14 protein-coding genes are annotated in these 19,205 nt (G+C 61.9%); 3 read left to right on the top strand and 11 right to left on the bottom strand.

Annotated elements, in window-relative coordinates; translation table 11 throughout:
- Nucleotides 1–537: 537 nt before the first annotated feature.
- Both pssA and ilvC read right to left on the bottom strand, forming a co-directional pair.
- On the bottom strand, nucleotides 538–1,389 hold the full coding sequence (gene pssA / locus HXS66_RS15450) for a CDP-diacylglycerol--serine O-phosphatidyltransferase (protein WP_077373497.1): 852 nt from the start codon (nucleotides 1,387–1,389) through the stop codon (nucleotides 538–540).
- Nucleotides 1,390–1,598: 209 nt separating this feature from the next.
- Entirely contained in the window at nucleotides 1,599–2,615 is a 1,017-nt protein-coding gene (ilvC, locus tag HXS66_RS15445; RefSeq protein ID WP_043337232.1) for a ketol-acid reductoisomerase, read from the bottom strand.
- 320 nt (nucleotides 2,616–2,935) lie between these two features.
- Between ilvC and ilvY the strand changes: the two genes are divergently transcribed.
- Complete coding sequence (gene ilvY, locus HXS66_RS15440) at nucleotides 2,936–3,865, top strand: HTH-type transcriptional activator IlvY (RefSeq protein ID WP_176503983.1); 930 nt, start codon at nucleotides 2,936–2,938, stop codon at nucleotides 3,863–3,865.
- Between the two features lie 114 nt (nucleotides 3,866–3,979).
- Here the strand turns inward: ilvY and ilvN are convergent, their stop codons facing one another.
- The 5 genes from ilvN to rluD form a co-directional block, all read right to left on the bottom strand.
- Nucleotides 3,980–4,471 (bottom strand): acetolactate synthase small subunit, encoded by a 492-nt coding sequence (ilvN, locus tag HXS66_RS15435; RefSeq protein ID WP_043337227.1) that lies wholly within the window; start codon nucleotides 4,469–4,471, stop codon nucleotides 3,980–3,982.
- Nucleotides 4,471–6,195 (bottom strand): acetolactate synthase 3 large subunit, encoded by a 1,725-nt coding sequence (locus tag HXS66_RS15430; protein ID WP_136939691.1) that lies wholly within the window; start codon nucleotides 6,193–6,195, stop codon nucleotides 4,471–4,473. The genes ilvN and HXS66_RS15430 overlap by 1 nt, the downstream gene beginning before the upstream one ends.
- Nucleotides 6,196–6,772: 577 nt before the next feature.
- Nucleotides 6,773–9,409 carry an ATP-dependent chaperone ClpB gene (gene clpB / locus HXS66_RS15425; RefSeq protein ID WP_176503982.1) on the bottom strand — a complete coding sequence of 879 codons (2,637 nt, stop codon included), beginning with the start codon at nucleotides 9,407–9,409 and terminating at the stop codon, nucleotides 6,773–6,775.
- A gap of 327 nt (nucleotides 9,410–9,736) precedes the next feature.
- The gene (gene pgeF / locus HXS66_RS15420; RefSeq protein WP_077373486.1) at nucleotides 9,737–10,516 is read right to left on the bottom strand and encodes a peptidoglycan editing factor PgeF; all 780 of its coding nucleotides are present in this window, start codon (nucleotides 10,514–10,516) and stop codon (nucleotides 9,737–9,739) included.
- Nucleotides 10,517–10,555: 39 nt separating this feature from the next.
- A complete protein-coding gene (gene rluD, locus HXS66_RS15415; RefSeq protein ID WP_077373483.1) occupies nucleotides 10,556–11,509 on the bottom strand; it encodes a 23S rRNA pseudouridine(1911/1915/1917) synthase RluD in 954 nt (317 codons plus the stop codon).
- 106 nt (nucleotides 11,510–11,615) lie between these two features.
- On the opposite strand from rluD, the gene HXS66_RS15410 reads away from it, so the two are divergent.
- Nucleotides 11,616–12,407, top strand: coding sequence for an outer membrane protein assembly factor BamD (locus HXS66_RS15410; RefSeq protein ID WP_103751389.1), 792 nt, complete (start codon nucleotides 11,616–11,618; stop codon nucleotides 12,405–12,407).
- Between the two features lie 152 nt (nucleotides 12,408–12,559).
- Here the strand turns inward: HXS66_RS15410 and HXS66_RS15405 are convergent, their stop codons facing one another.
- Nucleotides 12,560–14,194 carry an NAD+ synthase gene (locus HXS66_RS15405; protein WP_176503981.1) on the bottom strand — a complete coding sequence of 545 codons (1,635 nt, stop codon included), beginning with the start codon at nucleotides 14,192–14,194 and terminating at the stop codon, nucleotides 12,560–12,562.
- A gap of 180 nt (nucleotides 14,195–14,374) precedes the next feature.
- On the opposite strand from HXS66_RS15405, the gene HXS66_RS15400 reads away from it, so the two are divergent.
- Entirely contained in the window at nucleotides 14,375–14,638 is a 264-nt protein-coding gene (locus tag HXS66_RS15400; RefSeq protein ID WP_176503980.1) for a PP0621 family protein, read from the top strand.
- 56 nt (nucleotides 14,639–14,694) lie between these two features.
- On the opposite strand, the gene thiO is transcribed toward HXS66_RS15400, so the two are convergent.
- The 3 genes from thiO to HXS66_RS15385 form a co-directional block, all read right to left on the bottom strand.
- Nucleotides 14,695–15,840 (bottom strand): glycine oxidase ThiO, encoded by a 1,146-nt coding sequence (thiO, locus tag HXS66_RS15395; RefSeq protein ID WP_176503979.1) that lies wholly within the window; start codon nucleotides 15,838–15,840, stop codon nucleotides 14,695–14,697.
- Between the two features lie 114 nt (nucleotides 15,841–15,954).
- Entirely contained in the window at nucleotides 15,955–16,485 is a 531-nt protein-coding gene (locus HXS66_RS17555; protein WP_176503978.1) for a type IV pilin protein, read from the bottom strand.
- A gap of 111 nt (nucleotides 16,486–16,596) precedes the next feature.
- Nucleotides 16,597–18,771 carry a pilus assembly protein gene (locus HXS66_RS15385; protein WP_176503977.1) on the bottom strand — a complete coding sequence of 725 codons (2,175 nt, stop codon included), beginning with the start codon at nucleotides 18,769–18,771 and terminating at the stop codon, nucleotides 16,597–16,599.
- Nucleotides 18,772–19,205 lie beyond the last annotated feature (434 nt).

Raw genomic sequence — 19,205 nt, 5'->3', positions numbered from 1 at the left:
TCGGCAAGCGCTCACACGAATTACCTGATCAAATTTTTAAAGAGCGTCGCTGTTAAGCGAGGAGGCATATTCTATCCGGAACGCTTGAGAAGTCAAGCACTTGATGATGAGTCAATCGACTGCCTCTAAGCATCATCCAGTGGTGAGGAGCGTTGCTCGATCACCTGTTCCGTAAGGAGTGCGGCGTATTCTAGCGAATCGCCCGGGATTGTCAATCGATGATTTGGAAGCGGACTTCAAAAAAACATCAAACAAAACAATCACCTGCAAACCTCTTTCACCGCTGGTAACGCCATGCGTCCCCGGCAGCGGATGCGTACTTTACGCACGATCCGGGCTGAGGGCAAGGGCTTTTTCCATCGATTGTCATTTCGAGGACATGCGGGCGACACCTATTCTCTCATCACCTCTTCTTGCTCCTTTGGCCTCATCTCGCCGTCGCTTGCTGACACATCTCTTCCCTGGCCAGAAACGCATTCGGCCCCGCCAGAAATGGCGGGGCCGAATATCGATCATCACACCAATGGCAGCTGGCGCTTACTTGTTGCCGCGCAGCTTGCGGCCCAGTGCCATGATCGGGCCACTGGCGACATAGCAACCGAACAGGCCCAGCAGCATCACGGACGGCTCCAGCGAGATGACCACGAAGGCCAGCACGATGGCGAGCAGCGCGACGAAGGGCACCGGCCCCTTGAGGTCGATCTCCTTGAAGCTGTAGTAGCGGATGTTCGACACCATCAGGATACCGGCAGCCGCGACCACGAAGACCATCAGCGACTTGAAGGCGAAGGTCTCGGCGTCAAAGTTGTGCATGGTCCACACACAGCCAGCCACGAGTGCCGCCGCTGCCGGACTGGGCAGACCGATGAACCACTTCTTGTCGGTGGAGCCTATCTGGACATTGAAGCGCGCCAGGCGCAGCGCCGCGCCCGCGACATAGACGAAGGCGGCGATCCAACCGATCTTGCCGACATCCTGCAGAATCCAGCTGAAGGTGACCAGTGCCGGTGCCACGCCGAAGGACAACATGTCCGCCAGGCTGTCGTACTCCGCACCAAAGGCGCTTTGCGTATTGGTCAGGCGAGCCACACGTCCATCGAGACCATCCAGCACCATCGAGACGAAGATGGCGATGGAGGCATTGGCAAACTCGCCGTTCAGCGCACATACCACAGCGAAGAAGCCAGAGAACAATGCCGACGTGGTGAACAGGTTGGGCAGCAGGTAGATGCCACGCCGACGAACGGGCTTGCCATCCTCGATGGCCTCTTCCACGACTTCGCTGTCGTCGGTGAATTCTTCCACCACCTTGTCCAGCACGGAACTGCTACGGCGGGTCGGTTCTTCGGGGGCATCTTCTGCGCCGGGATGTCGATTTTCGTCAGTCATGGGATTCCTTGCATCATGCCTCGTCGTGGCAGGGTAACCACATTCTACACCTGCCAGTGAGCGCGAATAGTAGTGACACCCTAGCGGCCTCACCGTCGACTGTCACTTCCCTCCCCCATTCGATAGCGCTTATAGAGCAACAACGCAAGCGGGGCGCCCTCCTGATGGAGAGCGCCCCGCTCATTTCACGCCTGATCCAATAGGCAGGATCAGTTGCGTGACTTGTCGACCAGCTGGTTGGCAGTGATCCACGGCATCATGCCACGCAGCTTCTCACCAGTCTGTTCGATCGGGTGCTCGGCGTTCTGACGACGACGGGCCGTCATGGACGGGTAGTTGGTGTTGCCTTCCTGGATGAACATCTTGGCGTATTCACCGCTCTGGATGCGCTTGAGTGCATTGCGCATGGCGACACGGGACTGCTCGTTGATGACTTCGGTGCCGGTCACGTACTCGCCATACTCCGCATTGTTGGAGATGGAGTAGTTCATGTTGGCGATGCCACCTTCGTACATCAGGTCGACGATCAGCTTGAGCTCGTGCAGACACTCGAAGTAGGCCATTTCCGGTGCGTAGCCGGCTTCGGTCAGGGTCTCGAAGCCCATCTTGACCAGCTCGACCGCGCCACCACACAGGACAGCCTGCTCACCGAACAGATCGGTTTCGGTCTCGTCCTTGAAGGTGGTCTCGATGATGCCGGTACGACCGCCGCCGACGCCTGCCGCGTAGGACAGTGCGATGTCCTTGGCCTGGCCAGTCGCATCCTGATGGATGGCGATCAGGTCCGGGATACCGCCGCCCTTCACGAACTCGGAACGCACGGTGTGACCCGGTGCCTTCGGCGCGATCATGATGACGTCGAGGTCAGCACGCGGCACGACCTGGTTGTAGTGGACGTTGAAGCCGTGAGCGAAGGCCAGTGTCGCGCCCTGCTTCAGGTTCGGTTCCACCTGGTTCTCGTAGATGGCCTTCTGGTTCTCGTCCGGCGCCAGGATCATGACCAGGTCGGCCGCCTTGACCGCTTCCTCGACTTCAGCAACCTTCAGGCCAGCCGCTTCGGCCTTGGCCCAGCTGGAGGAAGAGCGACGCAGGGCTACGGTGACGTCGACGCCGGATTCCTTCAGGTTGTTCGCGTGGGCGTGGCCCTGGGAACCGTAACCGAGGATGACCACTTTCTTGCCCTGGATGAGGGAGAGGTCACAATCCTTGTCGTAATAGAGTTTCATCGTCATTGCTCCTGGCGGCTCACCCCGTCAGCGGGATGGCGTGAGATCTTGAAAGAGTGTCTGTTGTTCTTGCGACCCTTCCCGCGAGGGAAGGGCGTATGTCAGTGTCCAGCGCCGACGGCCATCTATCCTGACCGCTCTGCGTCCCTGGGAGGTCGTGCGCCTTGGATCAAGGTCTGCCGTCCTCCTCCTGCGCGGCGATGAGTCCACCTTACCCGCACCTCGACATTGCGTAAAATGCTATATTTGCACCATCATATGCCATATAGCGCAACACAAGGCATTTCCCCCTTCAGCACTCATCGACAGCGGACTCCGGCATGGACAATCGTCAACTCAAGCAATTCCTGACCCTCGCCGAAACGCTGCATTTCGGACGCGCCAGCACTGCCCTGCACCTGAGCGCCTCTGCCCTGTCACGTGCCATTCGCGCCATGGAAGAGGAACTGGGCGTCAGCCTGTTCGAGCGCGACAACCGCAGCGTCGCACTGACACCGGCGGGAGAGCGCTTCCGTCGTCATGCTCGCGAACTCCTGAGTCAGTGGGATGACATTCGTCAGTCATTGCTGGAAGACAGCGACGAACTGCGTGGCGAGCTATCCCTGTACTGCTCGGTGACCGCCAGCTACAGCTTCCTGTATGAGATTCTCGCCTCCTTCCGGGCCCGCCATCCGCATGTGGAGCTCAAGCTGCATACCGGTGACCCCGCCGTGGCATTGGAGCGCGTGCTGATGGGCCACGAGGACCTGGCGATCGCCGCACGCCCGGACGTGCTGCCCTCGCGCCTCGCCTTCACCGACTTCGCCGAGTCGCCGCTGCGCTTCATTGCCCCGCGTCGTGATGGCCCCGGCCATCAGCTGGAAGGCATCGGCGAGACGGACGATTCGGCGGCGGGGGACGACCATATCGACTGGGCGCGCGTCCCGATGATCCTCTCCGAGACCGGCCTGGCGCGCGAGCGCTTCGATGCCTGGTGCCACGCACGCGGCATCAAGCCGCGCCTGTATGCCCAGGTCGCCGGCAACGAGGCCATCGTCAGCATGGTCGGACTGGGCTTCGGGATCGGCGTGGTACCGCAGATCGTGCTCGACAACTCCCCGCTGGCCGATCAGGTGCGCATCCTCGATGTCGATCCGCCGCTGACCCCCTACAAGGTCGGGCTGTGCGTACAGGAGAAACGTCTTCGACATCCACTGGTACGCGCACTCTGGGAACAGCTGCCCGGCACCCCGCGGCGGCCAGAGGAGTGATGACGCAGTGACCCTGCGCCACGGAACATTGCGCTACATGGCCCGCCCCACGCCACAACGAAAACGGCGCCCCGAGGGGCGCCGTTCTTGTCTTGCGTTTCCACAATCACCGTCTTACAGGCTCAACACCTTCTCACCGCGGGCGATGCCGGAGACACCGGTACGAGCCACTTCCAGCACCCCTACCGGCTGCATCGCCGCCAGGAAGGCATCCAGCTTGCCACCGTCACCGGTGATCTGGATGGTGTAGAGGCTCGGCGTGATGTCGACGATCTGGGCACGGAAGATGTCCGCCGTGCGCTTGATCTCGTCACGCTGGGCACCCAACGCCTTGACCTTGACCAGCATCAGCTCGCGCTCGATGTGGCTGCCCTCGGTGAGATCCACCAGCTTGACCACATCCACCAGCTTGTTGAGGTGCTTGGTGATCTGCTCGATGACGCGATCTTCGCCGACCGTGGTGACGGTCAGACGGGACAGGGTCGCGTCCTCGGTCGGGGCCACGTTGAGGGTCTCGATGTTGAAATTGCGCTGTGAAAACAGGCCGACGACCCGTGACAGCGCGCCCGGTTCGTTTTCCATCAGAATGGAGATGATATGGCGCATCAGGTCCGCTCCGTCTTCGTAAGCAGCATGTCACGCATGGAGCCGAGAGGCACCTGCATCGGATAGACGTGTTCACGCGGGTCGACATAGATGTCGAGGAACACCAGCTCGTCCTTGTTGCGGAAGGCTTCTTCCAGCGCAGGTTCGAGCTCCTCCACCGTGTGCACCTTGATGGCACGGAAGCCATAGGCGCCCGCCAGCTGCACGAAGTCAGGCAGCGACTCCATATAGGAATGCGAGTGACGGGACTTGTAGTTCAGGTCCTGCCACTGACGCACCATGCCCAGCGACTGGTTGTTGAGGTTGATGATCTTGACCCCGATCCCGTACTGCTTACAGGTCGAGAACTCCTGCATCATCATCTGGAAGCTGCCTTCCCCGGTGAACAGCACCACATCGTCATCCGGGTAGGACATCTTGATGCCCATGGCCGCCGGGAAGCCGAAGCCCATGGTGCCCAGACCACCGGAGGTGATCCAGCGGTTGGGGCGCTGGAACTTGTAGTACTGGGCGGCGAACATCTGGTGCTGACCGACATCGGTGGCGACGAAGGCTTCGCCACGCGTCGCGCGGTGCACGGCTTCCACCACCTGCTGCGGCTTGAGCGGCTCGCCCGGGGCGGACGGCTCATACAGCTTGCCTTCACGCTCGGCACGCCAGCCATCGATCTGGGACCACCAGGCCTCCAGTGCATCAGGGTTGGCCAGCTCACGCCCCTGCACGAGGCTGATCATCTCGTTGATCACGGCATCGGCCGGACCGACGATCGGCACATCGGCGCGCACGGTCTTGGAGACTGAACTCGGGTCGATGTCGACATGGATGATCTTGGCCGTCGGGCAGAACTTCGAGGTGTTGTTGGTCACGCGGTCATCGAAGCGCGCACCGATGCAGATGATCAGATCGGTGTGGTGCATGGCATTGTTCGACTCATAGGAGCCGTGCATGCCGGGCCAGCCCAGACACTGACGATCGCCCTGCGGATAGGCACCGATGCCCATCAACGAGGTGGTGATCGGGAAGTTCAGACGGCGCACCAGGTCGGTCAGCGCTTCGCTGGCACGACCGGAGACCACGCCACCGCCGGTGAAGAACAGCGGGCGGCGGGCCTTGAGCATCAGCTCGACGGCCTTCTTGATCTGGCCGCTGTGGCCACGGGTGACCGGGCTGTAGGAGCGCATGCGTACCTTCTTGGGGTAGCTGTACTCGTAACGCTCGGTCGGGGCGGTCATGTCCTTCGGGATGTCGATGACGACCGGCCCCGGGCGTCCGCTGGAGGCCAGATAGAAGGCCTTCTTGATGACTTCCGGAATCTCGCTCGGGTGCTTGATCGAGAAGCTGTGCTTCACGATCGGGCGAGTCACACCGACGATGTCGGTTTCCTGGAAGGCGTCTTCACCGATCAGGTGGCTGGCGACCTGGCCACACAGCACGACCATGGGAATCGAGTCCATGTAGGCCGTGGCGATACCGGTCACGGCATTGGTCGCGCCGGGGCCTGAGGTGACCAGCACGACTCCGGGCTTGCCGGAAGCGCGTGCGTAGCCATCGGCTGCGTGGGTAGCAGCCTGTTCGTGGCGGACCAGAATGTGCTGGACCTTGTCCTGACGGAACAGGGCGTCATAGATGTGCAGCGCCGCTCCACCGGGATAGCCGTATATATACTCCACGCCCTCGTCATGCAGCGCGCGGGCGATCATGTCAGCGCCGGAAAGCAATTCCACTTGGTTGTTCTCCCCTGGAGGTCTCGAGTGCGTCCGGCAGCAATACGCAAGCCGGATCGAGTGCGACCTGAATGTCGCTACCGCAACAGTTGCGGCACCTGATGCCAAACCCTGGCGTCTGCGGCCCGGTTAGGGCCTGCACTCTTGTCGCATCGGTTGGATGCGGTCGGGGCTGATGGCCGATCGGTACGGTTGGCGTACCCTGATCGGCATATCCTTCGACAGGCGGACAGCGACTCAGCGTCTGTCCTTCACGTGGCGCTTCGAGGGTCGCCCGAATGGCCACGCCCGCAATCAGGAATGGTCAAGAGTCCAACAGCCGCAAGGGGCTGTCAACTCAACCTTACGCCAGTGTGCGCCGCCTACGCCAAATGCCACACCGATAACGGGAAATCCGGCCATATGCGTGCGTAAAACCTCACAGATGGCACTTAATTCGCAATTTTCTGCCTCGTGATTTTCAGCATCCCTGCCGCCGGGTTGTCATTTTGCGCCCAGACGACAGACACGAAAACGCCCCACCGCAAGCGGAAGACAGACTTCCGTCACGGTGGGGCGTCACTCACGGGCGCGCGATTCAGCGCGTGAAGGTCAGCTCTCCGCCCTCTTCGCCGACCTGGATCACGTCACCGGGCACGAATTCACCGCCCAGCAGCGCCTGGGCCAGCGGGTTCTCGATACGACTCTGGATGGCGCGCTTGAGCGGACGCGCACCGTAGACCGGATCGAAGCCTGCCTTGGCCAGCAGCGCCATCGCGGCATCGGTGATCTCGAAGCCGAGATCGCGATCGGCCAGGCGCGCCTTGAGCCGCTCGAGCTGAATGCCGGCGATGGAGGCGATCTGCGCCTGCCCCAACGCGTGGAAGACCACCACTTCATCGATGCGGTTGATCAGCTCCGGCCGGAAGTGATTGCCGACGACTTCCATGACCGCCGTCTTCATGTCGTCGTACTGGAAGGCCGCCTTGCGATCGACACTCTCTTGCGTGTCTTCCTCGTCCGCCAGCTCGCCATTGAGACCGCTCATGCGCTGGATCATCTCGGACCCCAGATTCGAGGTCATCACGATCACGGTATTGCGGAAGTCGACGGTACGCCCCTGCCCATCGGTCAGGCGGCCATCTTCCAATACCTGCAGCAGGATATTGAAGACATCCGGATGCGCCTTCTCGACCTCGTCGAGCAGCAGCACGGAGTACGGCTTGCGACGCACGGCCTCGGTCAGATAGCCACCCTCTTCATAGCCGACATAGCCGGGAGGCGCGCCGATCAGACGGGCCACGGAATGCTTCTCCATGAACTCGGACATGTCGATGCGCACCATTGCCTCTTCGGTATCGAACAGGAAGCTGGCCAGCGACTTGCAGAGCTCCGTCTTGCCGACCCCGGTCGGGCCGAGGAACAGGAAGGAGCCGTTGGGGCGATTCGGGTCCGATAGCCCGGCGCGTGAGCGACGCACCGCATTGGCCACCGCGATCACCGCCTCGTCCTGACCGATCACCTTCTCGTGCAGCGCCTCTTCCATGCGCAGCAGCTTGTCGCGCTCGCCTTCGAGCATCTTGGAGACCGGAATGCCGGTCCAGCGCGAGACGACCTCGGCAATCTCCTCCTCGGTGACATTGGAGCGCAGCAGCACGTGGGCGGAGGTATCCGCCTCGCCTTCGCCGGCTTCGCTGATCTGCTTCTCGAGCCCCGGAATCACGCCGTACTGCAGTTCCGACATGCGGCTGAGGTCGCCGGCACGCCGCGCCTGTTCCAGATCGATGCGCGCCTGTTCCAGTTCGGCCTTGAACTGCGCTGCCCCCTGGATACTGGCCTTCTCGGCCTTCCAGACCTCATCGAGATCGGCATATTCGCGTTCCAGCTCCGCGATCTGGTCCTCAAGCGCGCCGAGACGCTTGAGTGCCGCTTCGTCGGTCTCCTTCTTGAGGGCTTCACGCTCCATCTTGAGCTGGATCAGACGGCGGTCGAGACGGTCCATCTCCTCCGGCTTGGAGTCCAGCTCCATGCGGATGCGTGACGCGGCTTCATCGATCAGGTCGATCGCCTTGTCCGGCAGCTGACGGTCCGTGATGTAGCGCGATGAGAGGCGCGCGGCCGCAATGATCGCACTGTCAGTGATATCCACCCCATGGTGCACCTCGTAGCGTTCCTTCAAGCCACGCAGGATGGCGATGGTGTCCTCCTCGCTGGGCTGATCCACCTGCACCTTCTGGAAACGACGCTCCAGCGCGGCATCCTTCTCGATGTACTGACGATACTCGTCAAGCGTGGTGGCACCGACACAGTGCAGCTCGCCACGCGCCAGCGCCGGCTTGAGCATGTTGCCGGCATCCATCGCGCCCTCGGCCTTGCCCGCGCCGACCATGGTGTGCAGCTCATCGATGAACAGGATGACCTGGCCTTCTTCCTGCGACAGCTCCTTGAGGACGGACTTGAGGCGCTCCTCGAACTCACCGCGGAACTTGGCCCCCGCCAGCAGCGAGCCCATGTCGAGAGACAGCACACGCTTGTTCTTGAGGCCTTCCGGCACCTCGCCATTGACGATACGGCTGGCCAGCCCCTCGACGATGGCGGTCTTGCCGACACCGGGCTCACCGATCAACACCGGGTTGTTCTTGGTGCGACGCTGAAGGACCTGAATCGTGCGACGAATCTCCTCGTCACGCCCGATCACCGGATCGAGCTTGCCGTCGCGCGCACGCTGGGTGAGGTCCATCGTGTACTTGTTGAGTGCCTCGCGATTGTTCTCGGCGTCGGCATCTCCCACCGCCTCGCCACCGCGCAGTGCATCGATGGCGGAGGTCAGGGCGGGCTTCTTGATGCCCGAGGAGGTGAACAACTTGCCGAGATCACCGCCCAGCTCCAGCGCGGCCAGCAGCGCGAGCTCGGAAGCGATGTATTGATCACCGCGTTTCTGGGCTTCGCGGTCGGCCAGATTCAGAAGCTTGCCGAGCGCCTGGGAAGGCGCGACATTGCCGTCGAACTGGGACACGGTGGGCAGGTCATCCAGTTGACGCTTGAGCCCGCTCATCAAGCTGGTGGCATCACCGCCCGCCTTGTTGACCAACGCCTTGAGACCGCCATCGCGGTCCTCCAGCAGGGCCAGCAGCAGGTGCTGGGGATGGATTTCATTGTGGCCTCGCCCGACGGCGAGCGACTGGGCATCCGCAAGCGCGTTCTGCAGCTTGCTGGTGAGTTTGTCGATGCGCATGGTGCCTTCTCCTGAGAGTCATGGCGGTACTCCTCTTCTCAGGAGCTTCGCCTGTAACATTTCGTATCTAACCCTAGAGATGGGGGGCTGGGGGGTCGCTTTCAAGGCGTGATTTGCGGCAACGCAGCATGTTGTCCGCGAAGCATGATCCAGATCAGGTTCCCCTGCAGCAGGTTGGCCCTCAGCGCCTGAAGATGTCGCCAGGGGCTTCCGCTCGACACGGAAAAGCGCCCCGCCAACCTGAGTGATCAGGTCAACGGGGCGCTTTCGTCTTTCGGCTTGCCGAGCGTCGGTGCATCGCGGCGGCCAGGTCTCCACTTCATTCTATCAGCGTAACCAGATCACCGTGGCCATTCGCCCCGTCACGCCATCATCACGGCGATGGGAGTAGAAGCGCGATTCCGAGGCGGTACAGAAGTGACCGCCACTGACATGGCCGACACCGGCACGCTCCAGCCGCAGGCGAGCCAGCTTGTAGAGGTCGCCCATGTAGTGGCCCAGCCGATAGGGGCTGGATTCGAAGGCGTCGTCGGCCTCGGGGAGATCCGCGATGAAGGCGTCACGCACCTCGGGGCCGACCTCGAACTGGGCATTGGAGATCGCCGGGCCCAGCCAGGCCATCAGCTCGCCCGGGTCATCTCCAAGACGAGCGACAGTGGCTTCCAGCACACCTTCCACCAGGCCACGCCAGCCCGCATGCGCCACCCCGACCCGCGTCCCCTGACGATCACAGAACAGCACCGGCAGGCAGTCCGCCGTCATCACCACGCAGGCCTGCCCCGTACCGGTACTGATGCAGGCGTCAGCACGTGGTGGCACCGCCTCATGGCGCTCATCGGCGTGACAGACGTCAAAGGCATCCACCACCTGAGTCCCATGCACCTGATCCAGCCACGCCAGTGGACGACCATCATCGACCTCCGCCGCGAGCAGATCACGCACCCGCGCGACCATCGCCGGATCATCCCCGACATGCCGCGCCGGATTGAAGCCAGCGTATGGCCCCTGACTCGGGCCACTCTCACGCGTGGTCACGAAGGCCTGCACCGGACTGGGTGCTGGCCAGTCCGGCAGAATCAGGGTCGGGCGTAGACTGTCGTCGTGCATAACCTCTCCTGGCGCGATGGGATACGCGAACCGAGCCCCTCAGCGGGCGATGTCTTCCTTGAGATAGTCGATCAAGACCAGCATGTCACCCGGCATCTCGGCGCGGAATTCGACTTCCTTGCCCGTGATCGGGTGGATGAAGGCGAGGCGACGGGCATGCAGCGCCTGACGCGGGAACTGACGCAGCAACTCCTTGAGCGGGTCACTGGCCCCCGGCGGAAGCTTCAGACGGCCTCCGTAGACCGGGTCCCCGATCAGCGGATAGCGCTGGTGCGCCATGTGCACACGGATCTGGTGGGTACGCCCGGTTTCCAGCTTGCAGCGGATATGGGTATGCCCCCGGAAGCGCTCCACCACGCGAAAATGCGTGATCGCCATCTTGCCGCTATGGGTCACGGCCTGACGCTTGCGATCCTTGGGGTGACGCCCGATGGGCGCATCCACGGTACCGCCCGCCGTCAGCACACCGGTCACGACGGCATCGTACTCGCGAGACACGGTACGCGCCTGCAGCTGCTCGACCAGGTCCGCCTGGGCGGTCAGCGACTTGGCGACCACCATCAGGCCACTGGTGTCCTTGTCGAGACGATGCACGATCCCGGCACGCGGCAGCATGGCATTGCCCGGACAATGGTGCAGGATGGCATTGAGCAGCGTGCCATCCGGATTGCCGGCCCCCGGGTGCACGACCATGCCGTGCTCCTTGTTGATGACCAGCACGTCGTCATCCTCGAAGACGATCTCGAGCTCGATGTCCTCGGGGCCATGACTGACTTCTTCTTCAAGCTCGGCGGTCAGGGCCAGACGTTCACCGCCATAGACCTTCTCGCGGGGTTTGACGGCGGCACCGTCGAGGGTCAGGGCACCGGTCTTGATCCAGTGCTTGAGGCGCTCGCGGGAATAGTCGGAGAAGATCTCGGCGCAGGCCTGATCAAGGCGCATGCCAATCATCGCCTCCGGGATCCGCTCTTCGCGGTTGATGGTGTCTGCCATATTGCTCTCTGAGGCCGTTTCGCAGGAAAGGGCCTTTGCTTTATAGTGAGTGCGGATCGGCGGATTCTAGCATGCCCGCCATGGATTGCCCGAGATGAGGAAACCGATGCGCGCCCTTCCCTTGACTGCCTTCGCCCTGGCCAGCACCTTGCTGGTCGGCTGTGCGTCCAACGAGCCGGCACCGGATCTTCAGGAGCAGGAGCTGTACCGTCAGGCTCAGGTTTCCCTGGATACCAGCCGCTTCAACTCCGCCGTGCAACAACTTGAAGCACTGGATACTCGCTTCCCGTTCGGCAGCTATGCCGAACAGTCGCAGCTGGAGCTGATCTACGCCTACTACCAGGTGGACAACTGGGAAGCCGCACGCGCGGCGGCCAGCCGCTTCATTCGGCTGCACCCGGACCACCCGCAGGTCGATTATGCCTACTACATGCGTGGACTGGCAGCCTATAGTGCAGGGCGCTTCAGCCTGGAATCGCTGGACCTGATCGACATCTCCAAGCGGGATCTCGGTGCGACGCGGGACGCCTACGTCGACTTCGGCGAACTGGTGCGCCGCTTCCCCAACAGCACCTACGCGGCAGATTCGCGTCAGCGCATCATCTATCTGCGCAACGTACTCGCGCGTGGCGAGCTGCAGACAGCGGATTTCTATCTGCGCAAGCAGGCCTATCTGGCCGCCGTGAAGCGTGGCGAGTGGGTGATCGAGCACTACCCTAACACTCCTGCCACTCGCGATGCGCTGGCCGTGATGGTCGAAGGCTATCTGGGCCTCGGTCTGCGCGACCGCGCCAGCGAGACGCTCAAGGTGCTGATCCAGAATGATCCGGACAACAAGCGTCTGGATGGCCGTACCTTCGAGCCGCGCTACGTGAAGGCGGATGACCTGACCGTCTGACGATCAGGCTTCCCGCCTCACCATCGAAAAGCCCGTGATCACCGATCACGGGCTTTTTTCGTGCTGTCAGCATGGCCAGAATCGTCGGACTCAGGCGCTTTCAGCGGCTTGCGCAAAGAATCCGCAATCCCTGACACCGGACATGAGTTGCCTCAGTCGCCGGCCACCCAGCCATTGACGATCGGGTAGCGACGGTCACGCCCGAAGCCACGCGGCGTGACACGCACGCCAACCGGCGCCTGACGGCGCTTGTACTCACAGCGGTCGACGAGACGCACCACACGATAGACATCCTCCTCCTCGAAACCGGCACGGATGATCGCCTCGGCACTCATGTCACCCTCGATGTAATGGGTGAGAATCGCATCCAGGGTGTCGTAGTCCGGCAGCGAGTCGCTATCGAGCTGGTCTTCGGCGAGCTCCGCGGACGGCGGACGCGTGATGACACGCTCCGGAATCGCCGGGCCCATGGTGTTGCGCCAGTTGGCGAGACGGAATACCCAGGTCTTGTAGACGTCCTTGAGCGCATTGTAGCCACCGACCATGTCGCCATAGAGCGTGGCGTAACCCACCGCCATCTCGCTCTTGTTGCCAGTGGTCAGCACCATCAGGCCCTTCTTGTTGGAGATGGCCATCAGCAGCACGCCACGACAGCGTGACTGCAGGTTCTCCTCGGTGGTGTCGCGCTCACTGCCGGCAAAGCTCTCCGCCAGTGTCTCGGTGAACGCCTCGACCATCGGGGCGATGGGCATCACCTCGTAATTCACGCCCAGCAGTGTCGCCTGCTCGGCAGCGTCTTCCCTGGAGATGTCCGCGGTGTAGTGGTACGGCATCATCACCGCATGCACGCGGTCCGCGCCCAGCGCATCGACGGCAATCGCCAGCGACAGGCCGGAGTCGATGCCACCAGAGAGACCCAGCACCACGCCCTTGAAGCCGCTCTTGTTGACGTAGTCACGCAGGCCGGTGACCAGTGCACAGTAGAGCGACTCTTCCGGTGACAGCAGCTCGGCGATCTCGCCGCTCTGCGGCGCCCAGCTACCGCCTTCCTCCTTGAGGAACTGCACCGGCATCAGGCCGACATCCCACCAGGGTGCCTGCACGCAGGTATTGCCCTCGGCATCGATGGCGGCGGAGCCACCATCGAAGACCAGCTCGTCCTGGCCACCGATCTGATTGACGTAGACCAGCGGACACTTCACTTCGGCCGCCCGCTGAGCGAACAGATGATTGCGCTCGGCCGGCTTCTCCAGATGATAGGGCGAGGCATTGAGGCTGACGAGAATGTCCGCGCCGGCATCCCGCGCCTGACGAACGGGCGCGCCATCCCACAGGTCTTCACAGATGACGATACCCAGACGGGCGCCGCGGCATTCCACCACGCAGGCCTCGGAGCCCGGCGTGAAGTAACGCTGCTCATCGAAGACCTGATAATTGGGCAAGGCCTGCTTGGCATACTCGGCGATCCACTCGCCATCCTTGAGCACGCCGGCCAGGTTGTAGCGCTTGCCGTCACGCATGCCGGGGTACCCGACGATGACCATCACGCCGCGCGCGACCTTGCTGGCCATCCGCGCGCGCGCCTCGTCGAGTCGTGCCTCCATGGATTCGCGCAGCAACAGGTCTTCCGGCGGGTAGCCGGTCAGACACAGCTCGGGCAGCACGACGACGTCGGCCTTGTGCTCGAGACTCGCTTCACGGACGGCTTCGATGGCACGCTCGGTATTGCCGGGGATATCACCGACCAGCGGGTCGAGCTGGGCCATCACCAGAGTCAGATCTTGCATGCGGTAAGGATCTCTCGATTGGCGGTTCGATAAGGGGCCAGTACACTGTGGCCAGACATCTGGCTCAGACTGCTGAGCCGTGCACCGGCTCATCAGTCTCATGATGGCCGCCATTGTCCCGCAAGGTCGCGCCGCTGGCAAAAAGCCACGCACGCCGCCTCATCTGGGAGTCATATAGGAATGAGCCTGTTGATCATCCGTCTGCTGGTATTCGTCGTCCTGTTCTGGGCAGGCCTGCGCCTCTATCGCATGTATCGCCAATGGAAGCTGAGCCAGGACAACCACGATGACGGCCAGCATGCCGAGCGCGAGGCCCAGAACATGGTGCGCTGCGCCTACTGCGATCTGCATCTGCCGGAAAATGACGCCATCCGCCATGAAGCGCTGCACTTCTGCTGTCAGGAGCACCAGCAGCATTTCCTCGACGAGGGCCCACGCAAGTAACGCACTGTCTTCCCCCTCGAGACGAAGGCTCGAGGGGGAAGACGCCATGACGATGCTCAGGCCCAGCGCGTCGCGTCTGACTGGGACGAGGCTTCCAGCGTGGCGATCTCGCCCAGCAAGGTCTCGGGCTGGTAGGGGGTGGGGTCGATGATCGGCGTACGCCCCAGCAACTGGTCCGCCAGCAGGCGGGTCGAGGCCGGCGCCAGTACCAGGCCATTGCGATAGTGACCGGCATTGACGTGCAAGTGGCGGCGTTCGGGCACGGCACCGATGAACGGCGTGCCGGTCGGCGAACCGGGACGCAGCCCCGCCCAGTGATGCTCGACCTCACACTCGGCCAGCGCCGGGATGATCTCGCAGGCGCTCTTGATCAGCGACTCACGCGCCTCAAGGGTGGTCGCCTTGTCGAAGCCGACCTCCTCCAGCGTGGAACCCGCCACGATGCGCCCATCGGCACGTGGAATCACGTAGCGTCCATTCTTGAGTACCACGCGCTCCACCAGCCCCTTGGGTGCCTTGAACAGCACCATCTGGCCGCGTACCGGCCGCACCGGCAGCGCCAGCCCCGCCTCACTCAATATCTCGCGACTCCAGGCGCCCCCACAGACCACGACCTGTCCGGCGGACAGCACTGAATTGGCGGTCTGCACGCCGATGGCGGTGTCGTCCTGCAGCAGAATGCCCTGCACCGCGACATTCTCGAGCAGACGTACGCGCGGGTGGGCATCGAGAGCGGCGCGCAGTGACTTGCCCAGGCGCGGATTGCGGATGCTGCCCAACGTCGGCATCCACAGCGCCGATTCACAACCGGGCGCGACGGCCGGTGCCTTGTCGTAAAGAAAGTCAGCCTCCACGCGCGTCAGCGGCTTGGCGTATTCCTCGGACCAGGCCAGTGCCTGCTCGGCATCCTCGACATTCAGGTACAGCAGTCCCTGCTGGCGATATTCGGGGTCGATGCCGGTGGTCTCGATCAGGCGCTCGGCCAGCGTGGGGTAGAAACCTTCCGACCAGGCAGACAGGCGTGAGATCGGCGCACTATAACGCCACGGATACAACGGCGAGACGATACCGCCGCCCGCCCAGGATGCCTCGCGCCCACACTGGCCCCGCTCGACCAGCGTGACCTCGGCACCGCCATCCGCCAGTTCCAGCGCAGTCAGCATGCCGATCACGCCACCGCCTACCACCACAAAGTCATTCACGCCTGTTCGCTCCTGCCTCAAGACCGGGAAAGGCTTCCAGAATACGCCGCCCGCAAGGCGGTGCAAGCGAGCCGCGCGCAATCCAGCATCGCGCCGAGGCCGCTCTCGCCACTGCTACCAGCAATCGCCATCGCCGGTCGTGTCGCGGATGCCGGTATTGGTGAGGGTCAGCGCAGGGCAATCGCTATCGGCGCTCTGAGGCGCCACCGCAGTCGCGATCAGCGTGAAGCGGGTCGTCGTGGCGCCATCCTCCAAGCTCAGGGCGTAATAGCCTTCCGGCGACTCGGTGGCGCGCCCCAGCCCCTCCTCGTCACAATCGCTGTCACCGGCGATGCTGGTCGCGTAGCCACCGCAACGCGCCATGTAGCGCTCCTGAGCCTGGGCCAATGACATCAGTGCCGCCTGCCCATCGGCACGACGTGAGCGGATTACCTGATCCTGATAGCTCGGGTAGGCGATCGCCGCGAGGATGCCGACGATGACGACCACGATCATGATTTCCGTCAACGTGAAACCGCGGGCGTACCTGCGGTGAGACAGCGCATTGCGAGACAGAGCACTGCGAGACAGAGCACTGCGAGTCAGAGCACTGCGAGACAGGGCGCTGCAGGACAGGCTAGCGCCTAGAGAGAGAAAGCTGGCCATGGAGATCTTCCTTGAAAGGCGGACTTGAAGGTACTGCTGAGAAGTGAAGGCGCCGCCACACTCTGAGAGAGCGTGACGGCGTCAGGGGCATGCATCACAGATGCAATGCGATCAGCGCAGTTGATACCAGGAAACACGACCGGTATCCGTCGAGCTGGACACGTTCAGGTCGTAGGATGAGACGGTGCCTTCTACCGTTCCCAATGAGCTGCTACCCACATAGACCGTATTGCCGACACTGACGCTGGACGTCGGCGTACCGCTCAGTTTCACGCTGACGACCACATTGCCGACGGCGACGGTGTTGTCGATGATGGTGCCGACCAGATCATCGGCGCTGAAGGCTTCATCCTGATTGAAATCGAAGATGGTCACATAACTGCCTTCGCTGTCGTCGTAGGTCGGCAACCCTGTCTCGGTATCCAGCGCGACCAGCCAGCCGCCCCCGGTGCTTTCACAGAAGTTGGTCCCCGTGCTGGAGGTGCTGGTAGAGAAGACCACCAGGTTCGAGAGCAGGTTGGCCGGCTCGACCAGCTCTTCCTGCTCGGAGGCATCCAGATCCAGATACCAGCCGAAGCGATCGCTGTCCTGATCTTCCAGCTGGCTGGGGTAATAGCTGAAGCTGTCGCCACCGAGAGTCCGTCCAGTCAGCTCCCCGTTGGTGTAGCTGCCACTGACGAAAGTCCGCTCCTCGAGGTTGCTGCGCATCAAGCTGGTGTGACTGCCACCGGCATCCAGCACGGTGTAGAGGCTCTGGGTGACCCAGGCCTCGTCCTCGGCATCAGCGTACATGTCCTGTCCTGTTCCGAAGGACACCAGCAGGTTGGGCGAAGACATGGTCTGCGTGCCTCCGGAGTAGCGACTCAGCGTCGGTTTGACCGTGATCGGTTGCAGCGCATCCGTCTGGCACTCCCCGGCAGTCAGGCTGGTAGCACAGGCCGTGAACAGCCGCGTGACACTCCACTTGCTGCTGTCGTCATCACTGAGATCGAACTTCCACAACCGCCCCTGAAGATCTCCCCCATAGGCAAAATCGACGGTGCCATTGCTGTCGATGTCAGCAACCTGCAGATTGGCCAGGCCGCCGGTCACCCCACTGGGGGACAACTTGGCGATCACGCCACCGGCATTGACTCCATCGAGCTCCAGCGCGAACAACGTCGGCGCGGCGTTCTCATCGGCCGTTTCCAGGCCATTGCCGACCAGCACCGCACTGTCACCATTGTTCAGTGACACGATATGCGCACTGCCGAAGACATGCCCCATGTCATCATCGTCGCTTGAACCGAATTCCCAGCGCACCACATCATCTTCATCGAAGTCTTCACCCGCCACGGCCTTGGTGACATTGAGCGCGAACAGGCCGCGTCCACCGCCCGCCAGACCGGACACCAGCCACTCCTCGCCATCCAGACTGGCGATACGCACTTCACCATCGACATAATAGCGATGCTGATAGCCCGGGTCCGTCAGATACCCCAGCCCTGCGTCGTCCTCTTCGCTATAGAGCAGCTCCGGAATGTAGGCGAACTGCTCGCTACCGGTATTGAGGTCGAAGGCGTGCAGCATGCCGTCGTTGGCCCCGACGAAGACACTGCCCTGTGTCGTCGAGTCCTCACGTGTCACGACGACTGGCGATGAGCCGATGATGTCGCCCAGCTGCACGCCAGTGCGATTGCGCAGACCATCGCCCTCATATTCATCACTGCCCCGCAACCACTCGATCGCTGCCTTCACATGGTCATCGGTAGAGTTGCCACCGACCTCCATGCGCGCGAGATCGTTGCGCTGGCTGGAGCTCAGGCGGCCCGCGTTGTCGGTCGTGAACTCGACGCCGTTCCCCCCGGACATGGTGAAGACCGTACGTGACTCGAGGCCATCCTCCTCTGCCAATGCCTCACTCAGCTGGGTGGCAGCACTCCAAAGCTGATCGTCCTCCTCGACGTCATTGCCCTCCTGTACCGAGGAGGCCACCACATCCCCCGTCCAGGTCGAGGCAGAATAGCGGCTCTCGACCAGTCGGCTGTCCGTCTCGACACTGGCCGTCGTCAGGTTGGTGGAGAGACCACTGACACTGTTGCCTACCGCGACGATCTCGGAGGCGATCGCCGCCAGCGCCGAGACGAGATCCGTCGGACTGGAGGCATTGAAGTAGGAGCCGCCGCCATCGATCGCCGCCTGTTCCAGGTCATCGATGGTACTGGAGCTGCTCTCCAGAACACGTTTTTTATCACTCCATTCATCGCTGTCTGAATCAACTCCAAATGCGACAGTGTAGGTCGTCATTATTTGATTTTCATAGGTACCGCTCCCAAAATCAGGAAGTAAATCATTATTAGCATAATAATAGGCCACATCTGCCAAGGTAGTGCTACCAGCCTCAACATACTTATAGGAGAACCAAGAATAAACCAGGTTATACCATGACCTACCATCTTTATTAGCATCACCTATAGTATTTTCGAGTTCAGATGATAAGGTTGTACTTCCTGAATTCCAAAAACCATCTGTAACCAACACTGTGAAATTCTGTTGGCACATCCCTCCCTCGTCATTAGAGAGAATAGGAGAGTTACCTAAGGTTGGATATTTCCCCTTATAGTATTCACCTGCATGGTAGAGTGCTTCCCGTAAGGGTGTCCCGCGATAGCTCGAATTGTCACTTATCTCCGTATTTACTATAGCCTTTTGGACTTCTTCTAGATGCTTGTTACCGCTAT

It is taken from the genome of Cobetia sp. 5-11-6-3, assembly GCF_013374055.1.
In the GTDB taxonomy this organism is placed as follows: Bacteria; Pseudomonadota; Gammaproteobacteria; order Pseudomonadales; family Halomonadaceae; genus Cobetia; species Cobetia marina.
This window is presented reverse-complemented; position numbering and strand designations above follow the sequence as displayed.